The organism is Kitasatospora sp. NPDC059795 (genome assembly GCF_042732175.1).
Classification (GTDB): Bacteria; Actinomycetota; Actinomycetes; order Streptomycetales; family Streptomycetaceae; genus Kitasatospora.
The window spans coordinates 269,609-281,897 of sequence record NZ_JBHWID010000009.1; the positions used below are offsets into that span (position 1 = coordinate 269,609).

General features: G+C 73.5%; 15 protein-coding genes and 1 tRNA gene. 6 read left to right on the plus strand and 10 right to left on the minus strand.

Translation table 11 applies throughout. From position 1 onward, the window contains the following. Positions 1-64: 64 nt before the first annotated feature. Entirely contained in the window at positions 65-2,059 is a 1,995-nt protein-coding gene (locus tag ACFV4P_RS20590) for a hypothetical protein (protein ID WP_380473064.1), read from the plus strand. A gap of 75 nt (positions 2,060-2,134) precedes the next feature. Here the strand turns inward: ACFV4P_RS20590 and ACFV4P_RS20595 are convergent. The 4 genes from ACFV4P_RS20595 to ACFV4P_RS20610 form a co-directional block, all read right to left on the minus strand. Further along, a tRNA-Ser gene (locus ACFV4P_RS20595) sits at positions 2,135-2,221 on the minus strand. A 67-nt stretch (positions 2,222-2,288) separates the two neighbouring features. Continuing rightward, the gene (gene tadA, locus ACFV4P_RS20600; protein WP_073808281.1) at positions 2,289-2,828 is read right to left on the minus strand and encodes a tRNA adenosine(34) deaminase TadA; all 540 of its coding nucleotides are present in this window, start codon (positions 2,826-2,828) and stop codon (positions 2,289-2,291) included. 29 nt (positions 2,829-2,857) lie between these two features. Continuing rightward, a complete protein-coding gene (locus ACFV4P_RS20605; RefSeq protein WP_380473066.1) occupies positions 2,858-3,421 on the minus strand; it encodes a hypothetical protein in 564 nt (187 codons plus the stop codon). 287 nt (positions 3,422-3,708) lie between these two features. Further along, positions 3,709-3,969: a hypothetical protein gene (locus ACFV4P_RS20610; RefSeq protein ID WP_380473068.1), complete on the minus strand. Its 261-nt coding sequence runs from the start codon at positions 3,967-3,969 to the stop codon at positions 3,709-3,711. A 149-nt stretch (positions 3,970-4,118) separates the two neighbouring features. Between ACFV4P_RS20610 and upp the strand changes: the two genes are divergently transcribed. After that, positions 4,119-4,754: a uracil phosphoribosyltransferase gene (upp, locus tag ACFV4P_RS20615; protein ID WP_380473070.1), complete on the plus strand. Its 636-nt coding sequence runs from the start codon at positions 4,119-4,121 to the stop codon at positions 4,752-4,754. An 84-nt stretch (positions 4,755-4,838) separates the two neighbouring features. On the opposite strand, the gene ACFV4P_RS20620 is transcribed toward upp, so the two are convergent. From ACFV4P_RS20620 to ACFV4P_RS20630, 3 genes are all read right to left on the minus strand, one after another. Continuing rightward, positions 4,839-5,513 carry a LytR C-terminal domain-containing protein gene (locus ACFV4P_RS20620; RefSeq protein WP_380473072.1) on the minus strand — a complete coding sequence of 225 codons (675 nt, stop codon included), beginning with the start codon at positions 5,511-5,513 and terminating at the stop codon, positions 4,839-4,841. 208 nt (positions 5,514-5,721) lie between these two features. Further along, entirely contained in the window at positions 5,722-6,018 is a 297-nt protein-coding gene (locus tag ACFV4P_RS20625) for a type II toxin-antitoxin system VapB family antitoxin (RefSeq protein ID WP_014136828.1), read from the minus strand. Between the two features lie 76 nt (positions 6,019-6,094). Continuing rightward, on the minus strand, positions 6,095-7,258 hold the full coding sequence (locus ACFV4P_RS20630; RefSeq protein WP_380473074.1) for a hypothetical protein: 1,164 nt from the start codon (positions 7,256-7,258) through the stop codon (positions 6,095-6,097). Between the two features lie 95 nt (positions 7,259-7,353). On the opposite strand from ACFV4P_RS20630, the gene ACFV4P_RS20635 reads away from it, so the two are divergent. Both ACFV4P_RS20635 and ACFV4P_RS20640 read left to right on the plus strand, forming a co-directional pair. Continuing rightward, positions 7,354-8,190 (plus strand): alpha/beta hydrolase, encoded by an 837-nt coding sequence (locus tag ACFV4P_RS20635; protein ID WP_380473076.1) that lies wholly within the window; start codon positions 7,354-7,356, stop codon positions 8,188-8,190. Positions 8,191-8,239: 49 nt separating this feature from the next. Further along, positions 8,240-8,761, plus strand: a complete 522-nt coding sequence (locus ACFV4P_RS20640) for a YbhB/YbcL family Raf kinase inhibitor-like protein (RefSeq protein WP_380473078.1) — start codon at positions 8,240-8,242, stop codon at positions 8,759-8,761. 7 nt (positions 8,762-8,768) lie between these two features. On the opposite strand, the gene ACFV4P_RS20645 is transcribed toward ACFV4P_RS20640, so the two are convergent. After that, positions 8,769-9,263: an FBP domain-containing protein gene (locus ACFV4P_RS20645; RefSeq protein WP_380473080.1), complete on the minus strand. Its 495-nt coding sequence runs from the start codon at positions 9,261-9,263 to the stop codon at positions 8,769-8,771. A 54-nt stretch (positions 9,264-9,317) separates the two neighbouring features. After that, a complete protein-coding gene (locus ACFV4P_RS20650; protein WP_380473082.1) occupies positions 9,318-9,902 on the minus strand; it encodes an HhH-GPD-type base excision DNA repair protein in 585 nt (194 codons plus the stop codon). A 95-nt stretch (positions 9,903-9,997) separates the two neighbouring features. On the opposite strand from ACFV4P_RS20650, the gene ACFV4P_RS20655 reads away from it, so the two are divergent. Both ACFV4P_RS20655 and ACFV4P_RS20660 read left to right on the plus strand, forming a co-directional pair. Next, positions 9,998-10,507 carry a SixA phosphatase family protein gene (locus ACFV4P_RS20655; protein ID WP_380473084.1) on the plus strand — a complete coding sequence of 170 codons (510 nt, stop codon included), beginning with the start codon at positions 9,998-10,000 and terminating at the stop codon, positions 10,505-10,507. Positions 10,508-10,533: 26 nt separating this feature from the next. Beyond that, the gene (locus ACFV4P_RS20660) at positions 10,534-11,133 is read left to right on the plus strand and encodes a hypothetical protein (protein ID WP_380473086.1); all 600 of its coding nucleotides are present in this window, start codon (positions 10,534-10,536) and stop codon (positions 11,131-11,133) included. On the opposite strand, the gene ACFV4P_RS20665 is transcribed toward ACFV4P_RS20660, so the two are convergent. Continuing rightward, on the minus strand, positions 11,121-12,128 hold the full coding sequence (locus ACFV4P_RS20665; protein ID WP_380473088.1) for a hypothetical protein: 1,008 nt from the start codon (positions 12,126-12,128) through the stop codon (positions 11,121-11,123). The genes ACFV4P_RS20660 and ACFV4P_RS20665 overlap by 13 nt on opposite strands. Between the last annotated feature and the right edge of the window lie 161 nt (positions 12,129-12,289).

A 12,289-nucleotide genomic window follows, 5' to 3' on the forward strand; every position in this document is an offset into this window, starting at 1 on the left:
AGACCGCGCGCGTCCGCGGCGGGGCAGTGGCCCGGCGGAGCGCCGCAGGAAGGCGGAACGAGAAGTGCTGACCACCCATCGGCCGGTCGGGGCCGGCCGCAGACTCCTGGCGGGGGCGGTCTGCGCCCTGGCCGTCCTCGCTCCGGCCGCGCTGCCGCCGGCCGCCGCCACGCCGACCGTGCCCCGGGCCGGCTCCGGCACCCTGCTGGTGTCCGAAACGTTCACCGGCGCGACCGCCGACCCGGCGTTCGTCGCCACCCAGGGCGCCTGCCTGACCGGCGCCCCGACCGCCCCGCCCCCGGTCGGAAACCCGCACCCGCTGCCCGGCTGCCCCGACGCCGGGACCGGCCCCGTGCCGCCGAACAACGCCGCCCCGCACGGGTACCTGCGGATGACCGACGCCGGCCACGACCGCACCGCCGCCGTGCTGTACGAGCGGCCGCTGCCCGCCCACGAGGGCATGCAGGTCTCGTTCGAGCAGTGGCAGTACGGCGGCGACCCCGCCGAGCCGCGCCCCGCCGACGGCATCTCGTTCTTCCTGGTCGACGGCGCCGCCCCGCTGAGCCGGCCCGGCGCGTACGGCGGCAGCCTGGGGTACGCCCAGAAGCTGCCCGACGACAACCCCGCCAACCCGTTCCTGCCGGGCGTCGAGGGCGGCTACCTCGGCGTCGGGCTCGACGTGCTCGGCAACTACTTCGGCGACTGGGAGCGCCGCGGCAACGGCTGCCCGCCCGGCGAGCGCTCCCCGGCCGGCACCGGCTTCCACGTGCCCGCGCCCGGGCCCAACATGATCACCCTGCGTGGGCCCGGCGAGGACACCACCGGGTACTGCTACCTCGCCGCGACCACCAGCAACACCACCACCACCGGCCCGTGGCCCTCCACCCTGCCCGGCGAGCTGCAGGGCCCCACCACCGCCGCCGACCTGCCGCCCGGCATCACCCCGGCGCAGGCCGAGCTCGCGCTGGTGCCCAGCCGGCGCACCGTCACCGTCACCGTCACGCCCACCCCCGACCCGCAGGTCGAGGTGGACGTCGACTTCGGTTCCGGCCCGGTCCGGGTGCTCAGCACTCCCGCGCCCCAACCGGTGCCCGCCACCTACAAGTTCGGCTTCGCCTCGTCCACCGGCGACTTCACCGACGTGCACCTGTTGCGCAACGTCGTCGCCCGCAGCGTGAACCCGCTGCCCCGGCTGGACCTGGTCAAGCAGATCGACCGGACGACGCCGCTGCCCGACCCGGTCACCGCCGGCACCGTGCTGCCCTACCAGTTCGTGGTCACCAACGCGGGCGACATCGAGATCCGCGACCTGGTGGTCAGCGACCCGGTGGTCGGCGCCGTCAGCTGCCCGACCGGCACGCTGGCCGTGGGCGAGACGGTCACCTGCACCGGCTCGTACACCGTCACCGCCGAGGACGTGCGGCGCGGCTACCTCACCAACGTCGCGGTCGCCGACGGCGACTCGGACAGCGGGCCGGTCGCCTCGCCGGAGGCCGAGCACACGCTGCCGCTGAACGACACCTACGGCCTGCTGCTGGAGAAGCGCGTCGACGACGACCGGGTCTACCGGGTCGGCGAGACCGCGACCTACACCTACACCGTCACCAACACCACCGACCAGGAGGTCTCCGACCTCGCCGTGCGCGACGACCGGCTGACCGGGGTGCAGTGCGAGTCCACCACGCTGGCCCCGTTCGACACGCCCGGCGCGGCCACCACCTGCACCGGGTCGTACACCGTCACCGAGGCCGACGCCGACGCCGGAACGGTCCACAACACCGCGCATGCCACCGGCACCGCGCCGGAACGGACCGTCACCTCGCCGCCGGCCGAGGAGGAGATCGTCGTCCGGGGCGAGGGGCCGACCCCCAGCCCGTCGCCGTCGCACTCCAAGCACCCCTCGGAGCCGCCGTCCGAGCACCCGTCCGAGCACCCGGGCCGGCCGGGCGAGCTGCCCAAGACCGGTGGTGACGGATCCCCGGTGCTGCCGCTGCTGCTCTCCGCCGGACTGGGCGTGGTCGGCCTGCTCACCCTCCGCTGGGCCCGCCGCCGCGGCTGACCCGCGCCGCACCCGGAAACGCCGCACCCGGAAACGGAGAAGGGCCCCGACCTGAGGTCGGGGCCCTTCAACAAGCGGTAGCGGTGGGATTCGAACCCACGGTGGAGTTGCCCCCACACACGCTTTCGAGGCGTGCTCCTTTGGCCGCTCGGACACGCTACCGAGGGGAACTCTACCGGATCGGCGGGGACGGACGAAATCCGTTTCGGGCGGGAGATCGGCGCGGTGGTCAGCGCTGGGTGTCGAAGAATGCTCGCAGTTGGGCGGTGCACTCCTCGGCGAGCACGCCCGGGATCACCTCGGGGCGGTGGTTGAGCCGGTTGTCGCGCAGGACGTCGAAGAGCGAGCCGGCCGCGCCGGCCTTCGGGTCGAGGGCGCCGTAGACCACCCGGTCCAGCCGGGACAGCACGATCGCGCCCGCGCACATGGTGCACGGCTCCAGCGTCACCACCAGGGTGCAGCCGCTCAGCCGCCACTCGCCGACGGCGTTCGCCGCCTGACGGATCGCCACCACCTCGGCGTGCCCGGTGGGGTCTCCGACGGCCTCGCGGACGTTGTGGCCGCGGCCCAGCACCGACCCGTCCGGCCCGAGGACGAACGCCCCGACCGGGACGTCGTCGGTGGCGGTGGCCAGTGCCGCCTCGTCGATGGCGAGGCGCATCAGGTCGCGCCACCGGTCGCGGACCGGATCGGGGCGTTCGGGGGCGGGCAGCGGGGCGATCCGCGGCCGGTCGCCCAGGGTGCCGGCGGGGAGGGGAACGGACTGCATGGACCCAGTGTCGGACACCGGGACCACCGCTACCGAACGGCCTCCAGGATCTCGCCGCAGCCGAGGGCCTCGGCGATCTCGCCGAGCGCGTCGCCCGGCGCCGCGCCCTCGCCCGCGAGCTCCAGCAGCGCGGCCTGGCCGAGGCCGAACTCGCTCAGCAGTTCGGAGTCGCCGATCGGCCCGACCGGCGTCGCGCCCGGTCCGCCGGCCGGCTCGTCGTCCTCGTCCGCGTCGTCGGCCTCGTCGCTCGCGTCGGCGTCCTCGTCGAGTTCGGCCACCAGGCCGTCCAGGTCGTCGAAGTCGGCCTCCCCGTCCTGTTCGATCAGCTCGTCGGTGAGCACCGAGCCGTACGAACTGCGCGCCGCGGCGGCCGCGTCGGAGACGAAGATCCGCGGGTCGTCCTCACCGTCGATCCGCAGGACGGCGAACCAGGCGTCCTCCTGCTCGATGAAGACCAGCACCGTGTCGTCGTCCTCGGCCGTCGCGCGGGCCAGGTCGGTCAGGTCGGCCAGGGTCTCTACGTCGTCGAGTTCGGTCTCGCTCACATCCCACCCGGCACCGGTGCGAGCAAGCACTGCAGCGAAGTACGCCACCAGGGACACTCCCAAGATTGGTCTCGGCTGTCGGCGATCTCGGGCGGGTGCGGTCCGGCCGCCCCCGCGCCAGAGGGGCGGTCCGCTGTTCGGACCGTCCCACCGCATCGTGACAGAAAGCCCGCCGCTGCGGGGGGTGTTCGGCAGCGCGTCTTCGCAGGTCGTGTCGGAATGGCCGGTCTCCGGCCGCTCCAGGCGTGGATCATGCCCCTCGAACGCCCCCGGGCGGGGGGCGGACGGGGGCGCGTGGGGCGCGACCGCGGTGCGGGGCGCGGCCCTCGGACGGCTCAGGTCCGGAAGGTTCTCATCCGCAGGGCCTCGCGCATCCGGCGTTCCTTGGTGCGTCTGGGCTGCACCCGGGCGCGCAGTTCGCGGGCCTCGGCCAGTTCGCGGAGGAACACGGCCCGGCGCCTGCGCCGTTCCGCGGCGGTTTCTTCCTCGGTCTCCGCGTCGGTCTTTTCGACGTTCTCTGACTCCGGACGGGACTCGTCTGTCGAGCCGGACCCGCCCGCGCCGGCGGTCGATGCCCGCGTCGGGTTGCTCTTCATAGGTTCCGACTTTCCCAGATGTCACCCGCCGATACCACAGCGGTGCCCGGGAATCGGCGATTTCCACAGGTCTCCGGGCTGGTCACGGCGGGTCGTCACGGAACGGGCGAAGTCGTACAGATGTGCCGACGGCCGTTATCGTCGTTGTCATGCGTCTCCACGTCGTCGACCACCCGCTGGTCGCCCACAAGCTGTCCACCCTGCGCGACGAGCGCACGGACTCGCCGACCTTCCGGCGGCTCACCGACGAGCTGGTGACCCTGCTCGCGTACGAGGCGACCAGGGACGTCCGGACCGAAACGGTCGAGATCACCACCCCGGTCGCCGTCACCCAGGGCACCCGGCTGTCCTACCCGCGCCCGCTGGTGGTGCCGATCCTGCGGGCCGGCCTCGGCATGCTCGACGGCATGACCCGGCTGCTGCCCACCGCCGAGGTCGGCTTCCTCGGCATGGTCCGCAACGAGGAGACCCTGGAGGCCTCCACGTACGCGACCCGGATGCCGGACGACCTCTCGGGCCGGCAGGTCTACGTCCTCGACCCGATGCTCGCCACCGGCGGCACGCTGGTCGCGGCGATCCGGATGCTGCTCGACCGCGGGGCGACCGACGTCACCGCCGTGGTGCTGCTCGTCTCGCCCGAGGGCGTCGCCGTGATGGAGCGCGAGCTGGCCGGCCAGCCCGTCACCGTGGTGACCGCCGCCGTGGACGAGCGCCTCAACGAGAACGGCTACATCGTCCCGGGCCTGGGCGACGCGGGCGACCGCCTGTACGGCACCGCCGGCTGATTCCGCCCGCTCGACGGACGGCGATCCGGCCGGAGACGGGCTTCCGTCTCCGGCCGGATCGCTGTGTTCTGCGTCGGACAGGCCCTAGCAGTGGCCGGACTCGGGGCTCGGCGAGGGCTTGGTGAGTTCGGCCAGGGTGGCCGAGGCCTGGTTCGGGTCGGCGAGGGCGGTGAAGGCGTCGCCGATGACGAAGTCGACGGTGGCGTCGGCGCGGTCGTCCTGGGTGCTGGTGCCGGAGGCGACCTGGGAGACCAGCAGGGTGGCCGCGCCCAGTCCGCCGGGGCCGCTCAGCACCTGGGCGGTGCCGGTGACCTTCTTGTCCAGCGCGGACGGCGCGTTGCCGACCTTGCCGACCTGGAAGCCGCGCTTCTTCAGTTCGTCGGCGGTCCGGGCCGCGAGGCCGGACTTGTCGGTGGCGTTGTAGACGTTGACCGTGACGTTCCCGGGCTGCGGGACGGCGGTGTTGCTCGGGGCGGCCCCGGGGGAGGCCGGTTCCGCGGCGGACGGGGAGCCCTCCGGGGCGGCCAGCGGCTTGCCGGACGGCGAGGCGCAGGCCTGCGCGGCGGCGTTCTTGTTCTTGCCGGTGAAGACGTCGTAGAGCTGGACGCCGCCGACCGAGACCAGGCCGAGGGCGAGGACGCCGCCGACGGCGATGACGACCTTGCGGCCGCGACGCGGGGGACGCCCGAGACGGGGGTAACTGTTGCCGGTGACCCGGTACTGCTTCCCCTTCAACCCCCGGGGAGTCAACATGCTCATGGTCTGTCTCCCCATAGGTGCCAGGGTGGGGTGCCGGTGACCGCGGTGCGGCCGTGGAAAAAGGCCGCGTGAACCGCGGTCGTCAGCAGCAGATTAATCCGACAACAGCGGCACAGGTACTGGATGATCATCATCCGGGGGGCGACGGCACTCGAAAGGACGTACCGACACCGACCATCGGTTGCAGCCGACGGCGGGTGGCGGTGCGTCAGTCCATTTCGAGGACCCGGGCGTGCAGAACCTGCCGCTGCTGGAGCGCGGCCCGCACAGCACGGTGCAGCCCGTCCTCCAGGTAGAGGTCACCGCGCCACTTCACCACGTGGGCGAAGAGGTCCCCGTAGAAGGTGGAGTCCTCCGCGAGGAGGGTTTCCAGGTCCAACTGGCCCTTGGTGGTCACCAACTGGTCGAGCCGCACCGGACGCGGCGCGACGTCCGCCCACTGGCGGGTGCTGGTCCGGCCGTGATCCGGGTACGGCCGCCCGTTACCGATGCGCTTGAAGATCACACGGAAAGCCTACCGTTTGGGGCATGGCGGGCGCAGCAAGCGGGACCAACGCTGCGTGACTTTCCCCTTCGGGCGCTCAGCGCAGTGCGGCTCCGATCCGGTCGAGCGAGCCGAGCCGCATCAGGCCGTAGTTGTAGAACTCGACCTCGGGGACGCCGAGTTCGCGCAGGGTGGTGATCTTGGCGGCGAGGTTGGCGGGGCTGTCGCAGTCGGAGGACATCGGGCGGAGGATGACGGCCATGTCCTGGGGGCGGACGCCGTGCAGGGCGAAGGCGGCGACCTTCTCGCGGACGGCCTCGGGGGTTTTGGCGTAGCCGAGGGTCTCGATCTGGTGGGCGGCGCCGGCCAGGGCGGGGAGGTCGATGCCGGAGAGCCAGCCGGTGCCGGGGCCGCCGCCGTCCATGAAGGTGAGGCGCATGCCGTGGGCGGCGGCGGTGGCGGCGAGTTCGGCGGCGAGCGTGGTGACGGTGCGGGCGCTCGCGTCGACGTAGGCGGCGAGGGCGCCGTCGGCGAGTTCGTCGAGCGGAACGGGCGTGAGGGCGCGGGTCTCGTCGGCGAGGCGGGCGCGCAGTTCGGTGCGGACGGTGTCGCGGACGTGCTCGGCGGGGATGCCCGCGGCGGTGGCGGCGGCCAGGCAGTGCGGGCAGAAGCAGATCGACAGCAGGGCTTCGGTGACGGGGCCGAGCTGCTCGAAGTAGCGCTCGTGGTGGTAGCCGTGGGCCAGGCCGTGGAAGTGCAGCGACTCGGCGCGGATCGCGTCCACGCCGTAGCGGGCGAGTTCCTCCACCAGGGTGTGGCAGTACGCGCGGACCTCGGGGTTGGCGGGGCAGAGCTCGGTGAGGTGGCGGTCGCCGAAGGCGTTGGCGGGGGCGCAGTCGGGGTGGGTGAAGCCGAGCCGGTCGTTGTGGCAGAAGACCGTCCAGGCGTGCAGCTTGAGGCCGCGGCGGCGGGTCTCCTCGGCGGCCTCGGCGAACGGGTCGCGGTCGCCGATCGCGGTGGAGGGCAGCGGGGCGAGGCGGCGGCCGGCCCAGCGGGCGGGGTCGGGGCGGAAGTAGGCGGCGCCGGGTTCGAGGTAGCGGACCACGCGGTGCGGGTTGTGCGGGAAGACGTCGCGGGCGGCGTGGTAGACGGAGGCCAGCGTGACTCCTCCGACGCCGGCCCGGTCGGTAAGGTTGCCGAAGAAGGTGTCGGCCCCTTCGTCGAGCAGGTCGGTGGCGAAGGCGAGGACGGACGTCTCCACGGGGCAACTCCGGAGAAGGAAGTACGGGGAGTGACCACGCTAACCGGGGCCTCCCGTATTGGTCTATACCTGGTTGGGTGAGGGGAGTGGCAGGGGTGGCGGTCTACCGGGGCTTCGACCAGCAGGAACTCGATCGGGAGTACTCGCCGAGCAGCCGGGTGGCGGACTTCGACGCGGAACTCGCCGCGTACGCCCGGGAGAGCGGGCGGGCCCTGCGGGAGGTGCCCGGGCACCGGGAGCTGCGGTACGGGGCGGACGGGCCGGAGCTGATCGACTTCTTCCCCGCGCTGCCGGGCGCGCCGCTGCACGTCTTCGTGCACGGCGGCTACTGGCAGGAGCTCGGCAAGGAGGACTCGCTCTTCCCCGCGCTGGACTTCGTCGCCCGGGGCACCGCGTACGCCGCCGTCGGCTACGGGCTGGCGCCGGCCTGGACGGTGGAGCAGATCGCCGGGCAGGTCACCGAGGCGGTGGTGTGGCTGGTCGAGCACGCCGCCGAGCTGGGCGTGGACCCGGAGCGGATCGTGCTCAGCGGCAGTTCGGCCGGCGCGCACCTGGCGGCCACCGCGCTGCTGGACGGGCGGTTGCGCGGGCGGATCGCCGGGGCGGCGCTGCTCAGCGGGGTGTACGACCTGGAGCCGGTGGCGCTCAGCTACATCAACGAGCCGCTCGGCCTGGACGCCGAGCGGGCCCGCCGGCTCAGCCCGCTGTTCGCGGACCTGTCGGCGCTGCCGCCGCTGGTGGTGGCGCTCGGCGAGTACGAGACCGGCGAGTTCGCCCGCCAGCAGGCCGAGTTCGCGCACGCCGCCCGGGACGCCGGGGTGCCGGTGCGCGAGCTGCTGATCGGCGGCCGCAACCACTTCGACCTGGTCTTCGACCTCGGCCGGACCGACACGGTGCTCGGCGCGGCCGTCGAGTCGCGGGGTCGCGGCTGACGCTCCGTAGACTGCCCGCCGTACCCCGCACAGCTGAGAGAGGACGCCGATGACCGGCCGCATCCCGCTTCCGTACGACTTCCTGCCGCCGGTGCCGAGGTTCGAGCTGCACAGCGCGGACCTGGTGAACGGGGCGACCATGCCGGACGCGCACGTGTACGCGGCGGGGAACCTCTCGCCGCAGCTGTCCTGGCAGGGCTTCCCGGCGGGCACCCGGTCGTTCGCGGTGACCTGCTACGACCCGGACGCGCCGACCGGGGCCGGCTGGTGGCACTGGCTGGCCGTCGACCTGCCGGTCGACACCACCGAACTGCCGCGCGGGGCGGGCGCGGAGGACGGCACGCTGCCCGGCGGGGCGTTCCACGTCCGCACCGACTTCCCCGGCCACCGGTACGACGGCGCGGCGCCGCCGCCCGGGCCGGCGCACCGCTACGTGTTCGTGGTGCACGCCCTGGACGTGGAGCGCCTCGGCGTGGACCGCGACACCCCCGCGGCGCAGGTCGGCTTCGCGCTGACCGCGCACGCGCTGGGCCGGGCGCTGCTCACCGTGGAGTACAAGTCCGGGTCGTGACGGGCCGTCAGGCCAGGATCTGGCGGAGGAAGGCCTCCAGGTTGGTGACCGTCCGGGCGATCTGGTCCTCCAGTGGGAGGGATTCGTCCGGGCGGCTGACCGTCGCCGGGCGGCGGATGCCGCGGACGTACAGCGAGCAGGCCAGGTCGGCGCAGATGTAGGTGCCGACCGAGTTGCCCTCGCGGCCGCGGACGCCGGCCCGGGGCGCCGTCAGCAGCGAGACCCCGCTGCCCTGGTGGGCGGTGATGCAGAGCGAGCAGACGTTGGTGCGGGTGAGGCTGCGCCGGACGTTCGGGGAGCGGAGCGTGACACCGACCAGGTCTCCGTCGAGTTCGGAGACCAGGTACGCCCGGTCGGGCGCGCCGAGGTCGCGCCAGCCGAGGAAGTCCAGGTCGTCCCAGCGCTGTTCGGCCAGTTCGCGCGGGACGGGCAGGCGCTTGGCCTCGCCCTTCGAGCAGTTGACGAAGGACGCACGGATCTCGGGCTCGCTCAGGGCACGCATGGGCCAGACGCTAGCCGACGCCGCCCGGGCGTGTCGTCCGGTTTTTGGCCGGTATCAGCTCTTGGCGGCCTTCGCTGCGCGCTTGGCCTCCTGCTTGGTGGCGCGGACCTTCAGCAGCGACTCGGGGCCGGTGATGTCGGCGACCGAGCGGTGGCTGCCCTCCTCGCCGTACGCGCCGGCCGCCTCGCGCCAGCCGGGCGGGCGGACGCCGTACTGCTTGCCGAGCAGGGCGAGGAAGATCTGCGCCTTCTGGGCGCCGAAGCCGGGCAGGTCCTTCAGGCGGGCCAGCAGGTCCTTGCCGGTGGGGGCGTCGCGCCAGACCGCCTCGGCGTCGCCGTCGTAGTGCTCGACCAGGTGGGCGCAGAGCTGCTGGACGCGCTTGGCCATCGAGCCGGGGTAGCGGTGCACGGCAGGCTTCTCGGCGAACAGCGCGGCGAACGCCTCCGGGTCGGCGGCGGCGATGGCGTGCGCGTCCAGGTCGTCCGCGCCCATCCGCCGGGCGATCACCCAGGGGCCGCTGAACGCCTTCTCCATGGGGACCTGCTGGTCCAGCAGCATGCCCGTGAGCGCGGCGAGCGGGCTGCGGCCGAGCAGGGCGTCGGCGTCGTCCTGCTGGGCGAGGTGCACGGTGACGGCCATGGCGGGCTCCAGGTGGTCGGGGCTCCCATCCTGGCAGCCGCGGTTCGGCGGCGCGTCCCGCAACACACCGCCGGTGGGCGGGCCACACTGGGGGGATGACCCAACAGCGGCGGTTGATCGTGCTACGGCACGCCAAGGCGGACTGGCCGGACGTCCCGGACGAGTTGCGTCCGCTGGCCGAGCGCGGCCGGGCCGACGCGGCGGCGGCCGGGCGCTGGCTGGCCGCGCACGCGCCGGTGCCGGACCGGGTGCTGTGCTCGACGGCGGTGCGGACGCGGCAGACCTGGGAGTTGGCGGAGCCGGCCCTCGGCGGTACGCCCGAACTCGTCCTGGAGCCGCGGGCGTACCGGGCGGGTGCGGACGAACTGCTCGGGCTGGTGCGGGAGTTGCCGCCGATGGTGCGGACGGTGCTGCTGGTCGGGCACCGGCCGGAGGTGCAGGAGCTGGTGCTGGAGCTGGCCGGGGAACGGGAGAGCGAGCCGTTGCGGCGGGTGCGGGAGAAGTTCTCCACGGCCGGCATCGCGGTTCTGGAGGTGCCCGGGGAGTGGAGTCAACTCGTTCCGGGAAGTGCCGAGTTGACCGAGTTTGCGGTGCCGCGCGGCTGACTTGTCGGGCGTGATAGGGATGGGGCATGCGCTTCGACTCCGTGCCCAAGCCGCCCGCCGTGGCCGTCCGTCCGCAGGACGGGCGCGGCTATCCGGTGCCCGCGATCACCCCGTGGGAGGGCGACGCCCCGCAGTTCGGGCTGACCGACCACGAGCGGTCCGCGGCCTGTGCGCGGGAGCGGCTGTGCTCGGTGTGCAACACGCTGATGCCGCAGGGGCCGGTGTGGCGGGTGGTCGGCGGGGAGGAGGCGGCCGCGATCGGCGAGGCGCTGGCGGCCGGGCTCCCGTACCGGAACATGGCGCCGACCATGGAGGCTCCCGGGCACCGGGCGTGCATGCTGTACGCCACGATGGTCTGTCCGTACCTGGGGCGGCCGAACGCCCGCCGCCACGTGACGGCGGACCGGGCGGAGGCCCCGGACGACCTGACCGCGCACGTGGTGCGCGGGGCCGCCCGGGGCGAGCTGGGCGCCGTGGTGGGCTTCGCGGACTACGAGTTCGCGATCACCCCGAGCCGGGTGCTGTTCCGCTTCATCGACCCGGTGGAGTGGCTCCCGTACGACGTCGCCGACGAGCAACTCCCGCATCTGCAGGAGGAGTTGAAGTGGGAAGGTCAGCCGCGGTAGGCGGGCAGGCCGACCGTGTCGGTGACCTTCTCGGCCTTTCCGCCCTTGACGGACACGGTGTAGATGCCGTCCGGGCCGCGGAACGCCACGTTCTTGCCGTCGTGCGAGATCACCGGCTGGGTGTAGTCGGCGGTGGCGTCCGGGGTCAGGTCGACCTCCTTGGAGCCCTGCTCCTTCGCCACGGCGAAGATGTGGCTGTGGCCGTTCGACGAGCGGACGAACACCAGCTCGCCGTCGTCGGCGATCGCGGGCTGCGAACCCTTGGTGAGCACGCCGCCATTGGTGCGGCTCAGCACGTCGTGGTAGTACACCTGGTTGTCGTTCTTGTTGGCGTACACCGTCATGCCCGCCTGGCCGGCCGAGTTCGGCCACAGGTTCCCGGTGTCGGGGAGGGGCTTCTGGTCCTCGCTGTCGCCGACGCGCAGCGGCTCCGGCTTGGCGTTGGCCTTGGCCTCGACGGACAGCAGCCGCAGTGCCTTCTTGTCGTCGGCGGTGAACAGCAGGAAGGTGCCGGCGCCGTGCGGCTCGTCCGGGCCGTAGACCTGCCAGGTCGGGTGGGACCAGGTGGTGCCCGACGGGGCCTTGGCGACCACGGTCTTGTGGCCGCCGTCCGGGTCGGAGATCTCCAGGTTGCCGCTGCCGTCGACGAACGCGGCGTGCTTGCCGTCGGGGGACCAGGCCAGGTCGCGGACGACGGTGCCGAAGTCGACGGCCTTGCCGTCCATCAGCACGGTGTTGGTGCCGGTGCTGACGGTCAGCTTGGTGCCGGCGGTCTTGTTCAGCTTGCCCCCCGCGGCGGGCGCGGACGAACCCTCGGCGCCGGCGCTCGGGGCGTCCGCGGCCGGGCTGTCGGCGGCCTTGCTGGGCGCGGCGGTGGTCGCCGGGCTGTCGCCGCCCTCCGGGTCGCAGGCGGTCAGCAGCAGCGCCGACCCGGTGGTGACGGCGGCCACCAGCAGGGCGGCCGCGGACCGGCGCAGACGGATGCGTTCGCTCATCGAAGATTCCCCCATGGAACTGATCTGCGTGTGGCGGGGGGGGCGGCGGGGGGGCGGGCCGGCCCCCCGCAGGCACGTTGTTCGGATACAACGCTCCCGATAGCCCCACCCCCCCCGCAACGGCCGGCCCGCGTGCTGGGGGGGGGGGGGCGGGGGGCGCG

Coding starts and splice junctions, on each gene's coding strand:
- ACFV4P_RS20665 (WP_380473088.1), bottom strand. CDS start 12,128: ATGAGCGAACGCATCCGTCTGCGCCGGTCCGCGGCCGCCCTGCTGGTG.
- upp (WP_380473070.1), top strand. CDS start 4,119: ATGCGTCTCCACGTCGTCGACCACCCGCTGGTCGCCCACAAGCTGTCC.
- ACFV4P_RS20620 (WP_380473072.1), bottom strand. CDS start 5,513: ATGAGCATGTTGACTCCCCGGGGGTTGAAGGGGAAGCAGTACCGGGTC.
- ACFV4P_RS20610 (WP_380473068.1), bottom strand. CDS start 3,969: ATGAAGAGCAACCCGACGCGGGCATCGACCGCCGGCGCGGGCGGGTCC.
- ACFV4P_RS20650 (WP_380473082.1), bottom strand. CDS start 9,902: ATGGCCGTCACCGTGCACCTCGCCCAGCAGGACGACGCCGACGCCCTG.
- ACFV4P_RS20660 (WP_380473086.1), top strand. CDS start 10,534: ATGCGCTTCGACTCCGTGCCCAAGCCGCCCGCCGTGGCCGTCCGTCCG.
- tadA (WP_073808281.1), bottom strand. CDS start 2,828: ATGCAGTCCGTTCCCCTCCCCGCCGGCACCCTGGGCGACCGGCCGCGG.
- ACFV4P_RS20645 (WP_380473080.1), bottom strand. CDS start 9,263: ATGCGTGCCCTGAGCGAGCCCGAGATCCGTGCGTCCTTCGTCAACTGC.
- ACFV4P_RS20640 (WP_380473078.1), top strand. CDS start 8,240: ATGACCGGCCGCATCCCGCTTCCGTACGACTTCCTGCCGCCGGTGCCG.
- ACFV4P_RS20655 (WP_380473084.1), top strand. CDS start 9,998: ATGACCCAACAGCGGCGGTTGATCGTGCTACGGCACGCCAAGGCGGAC.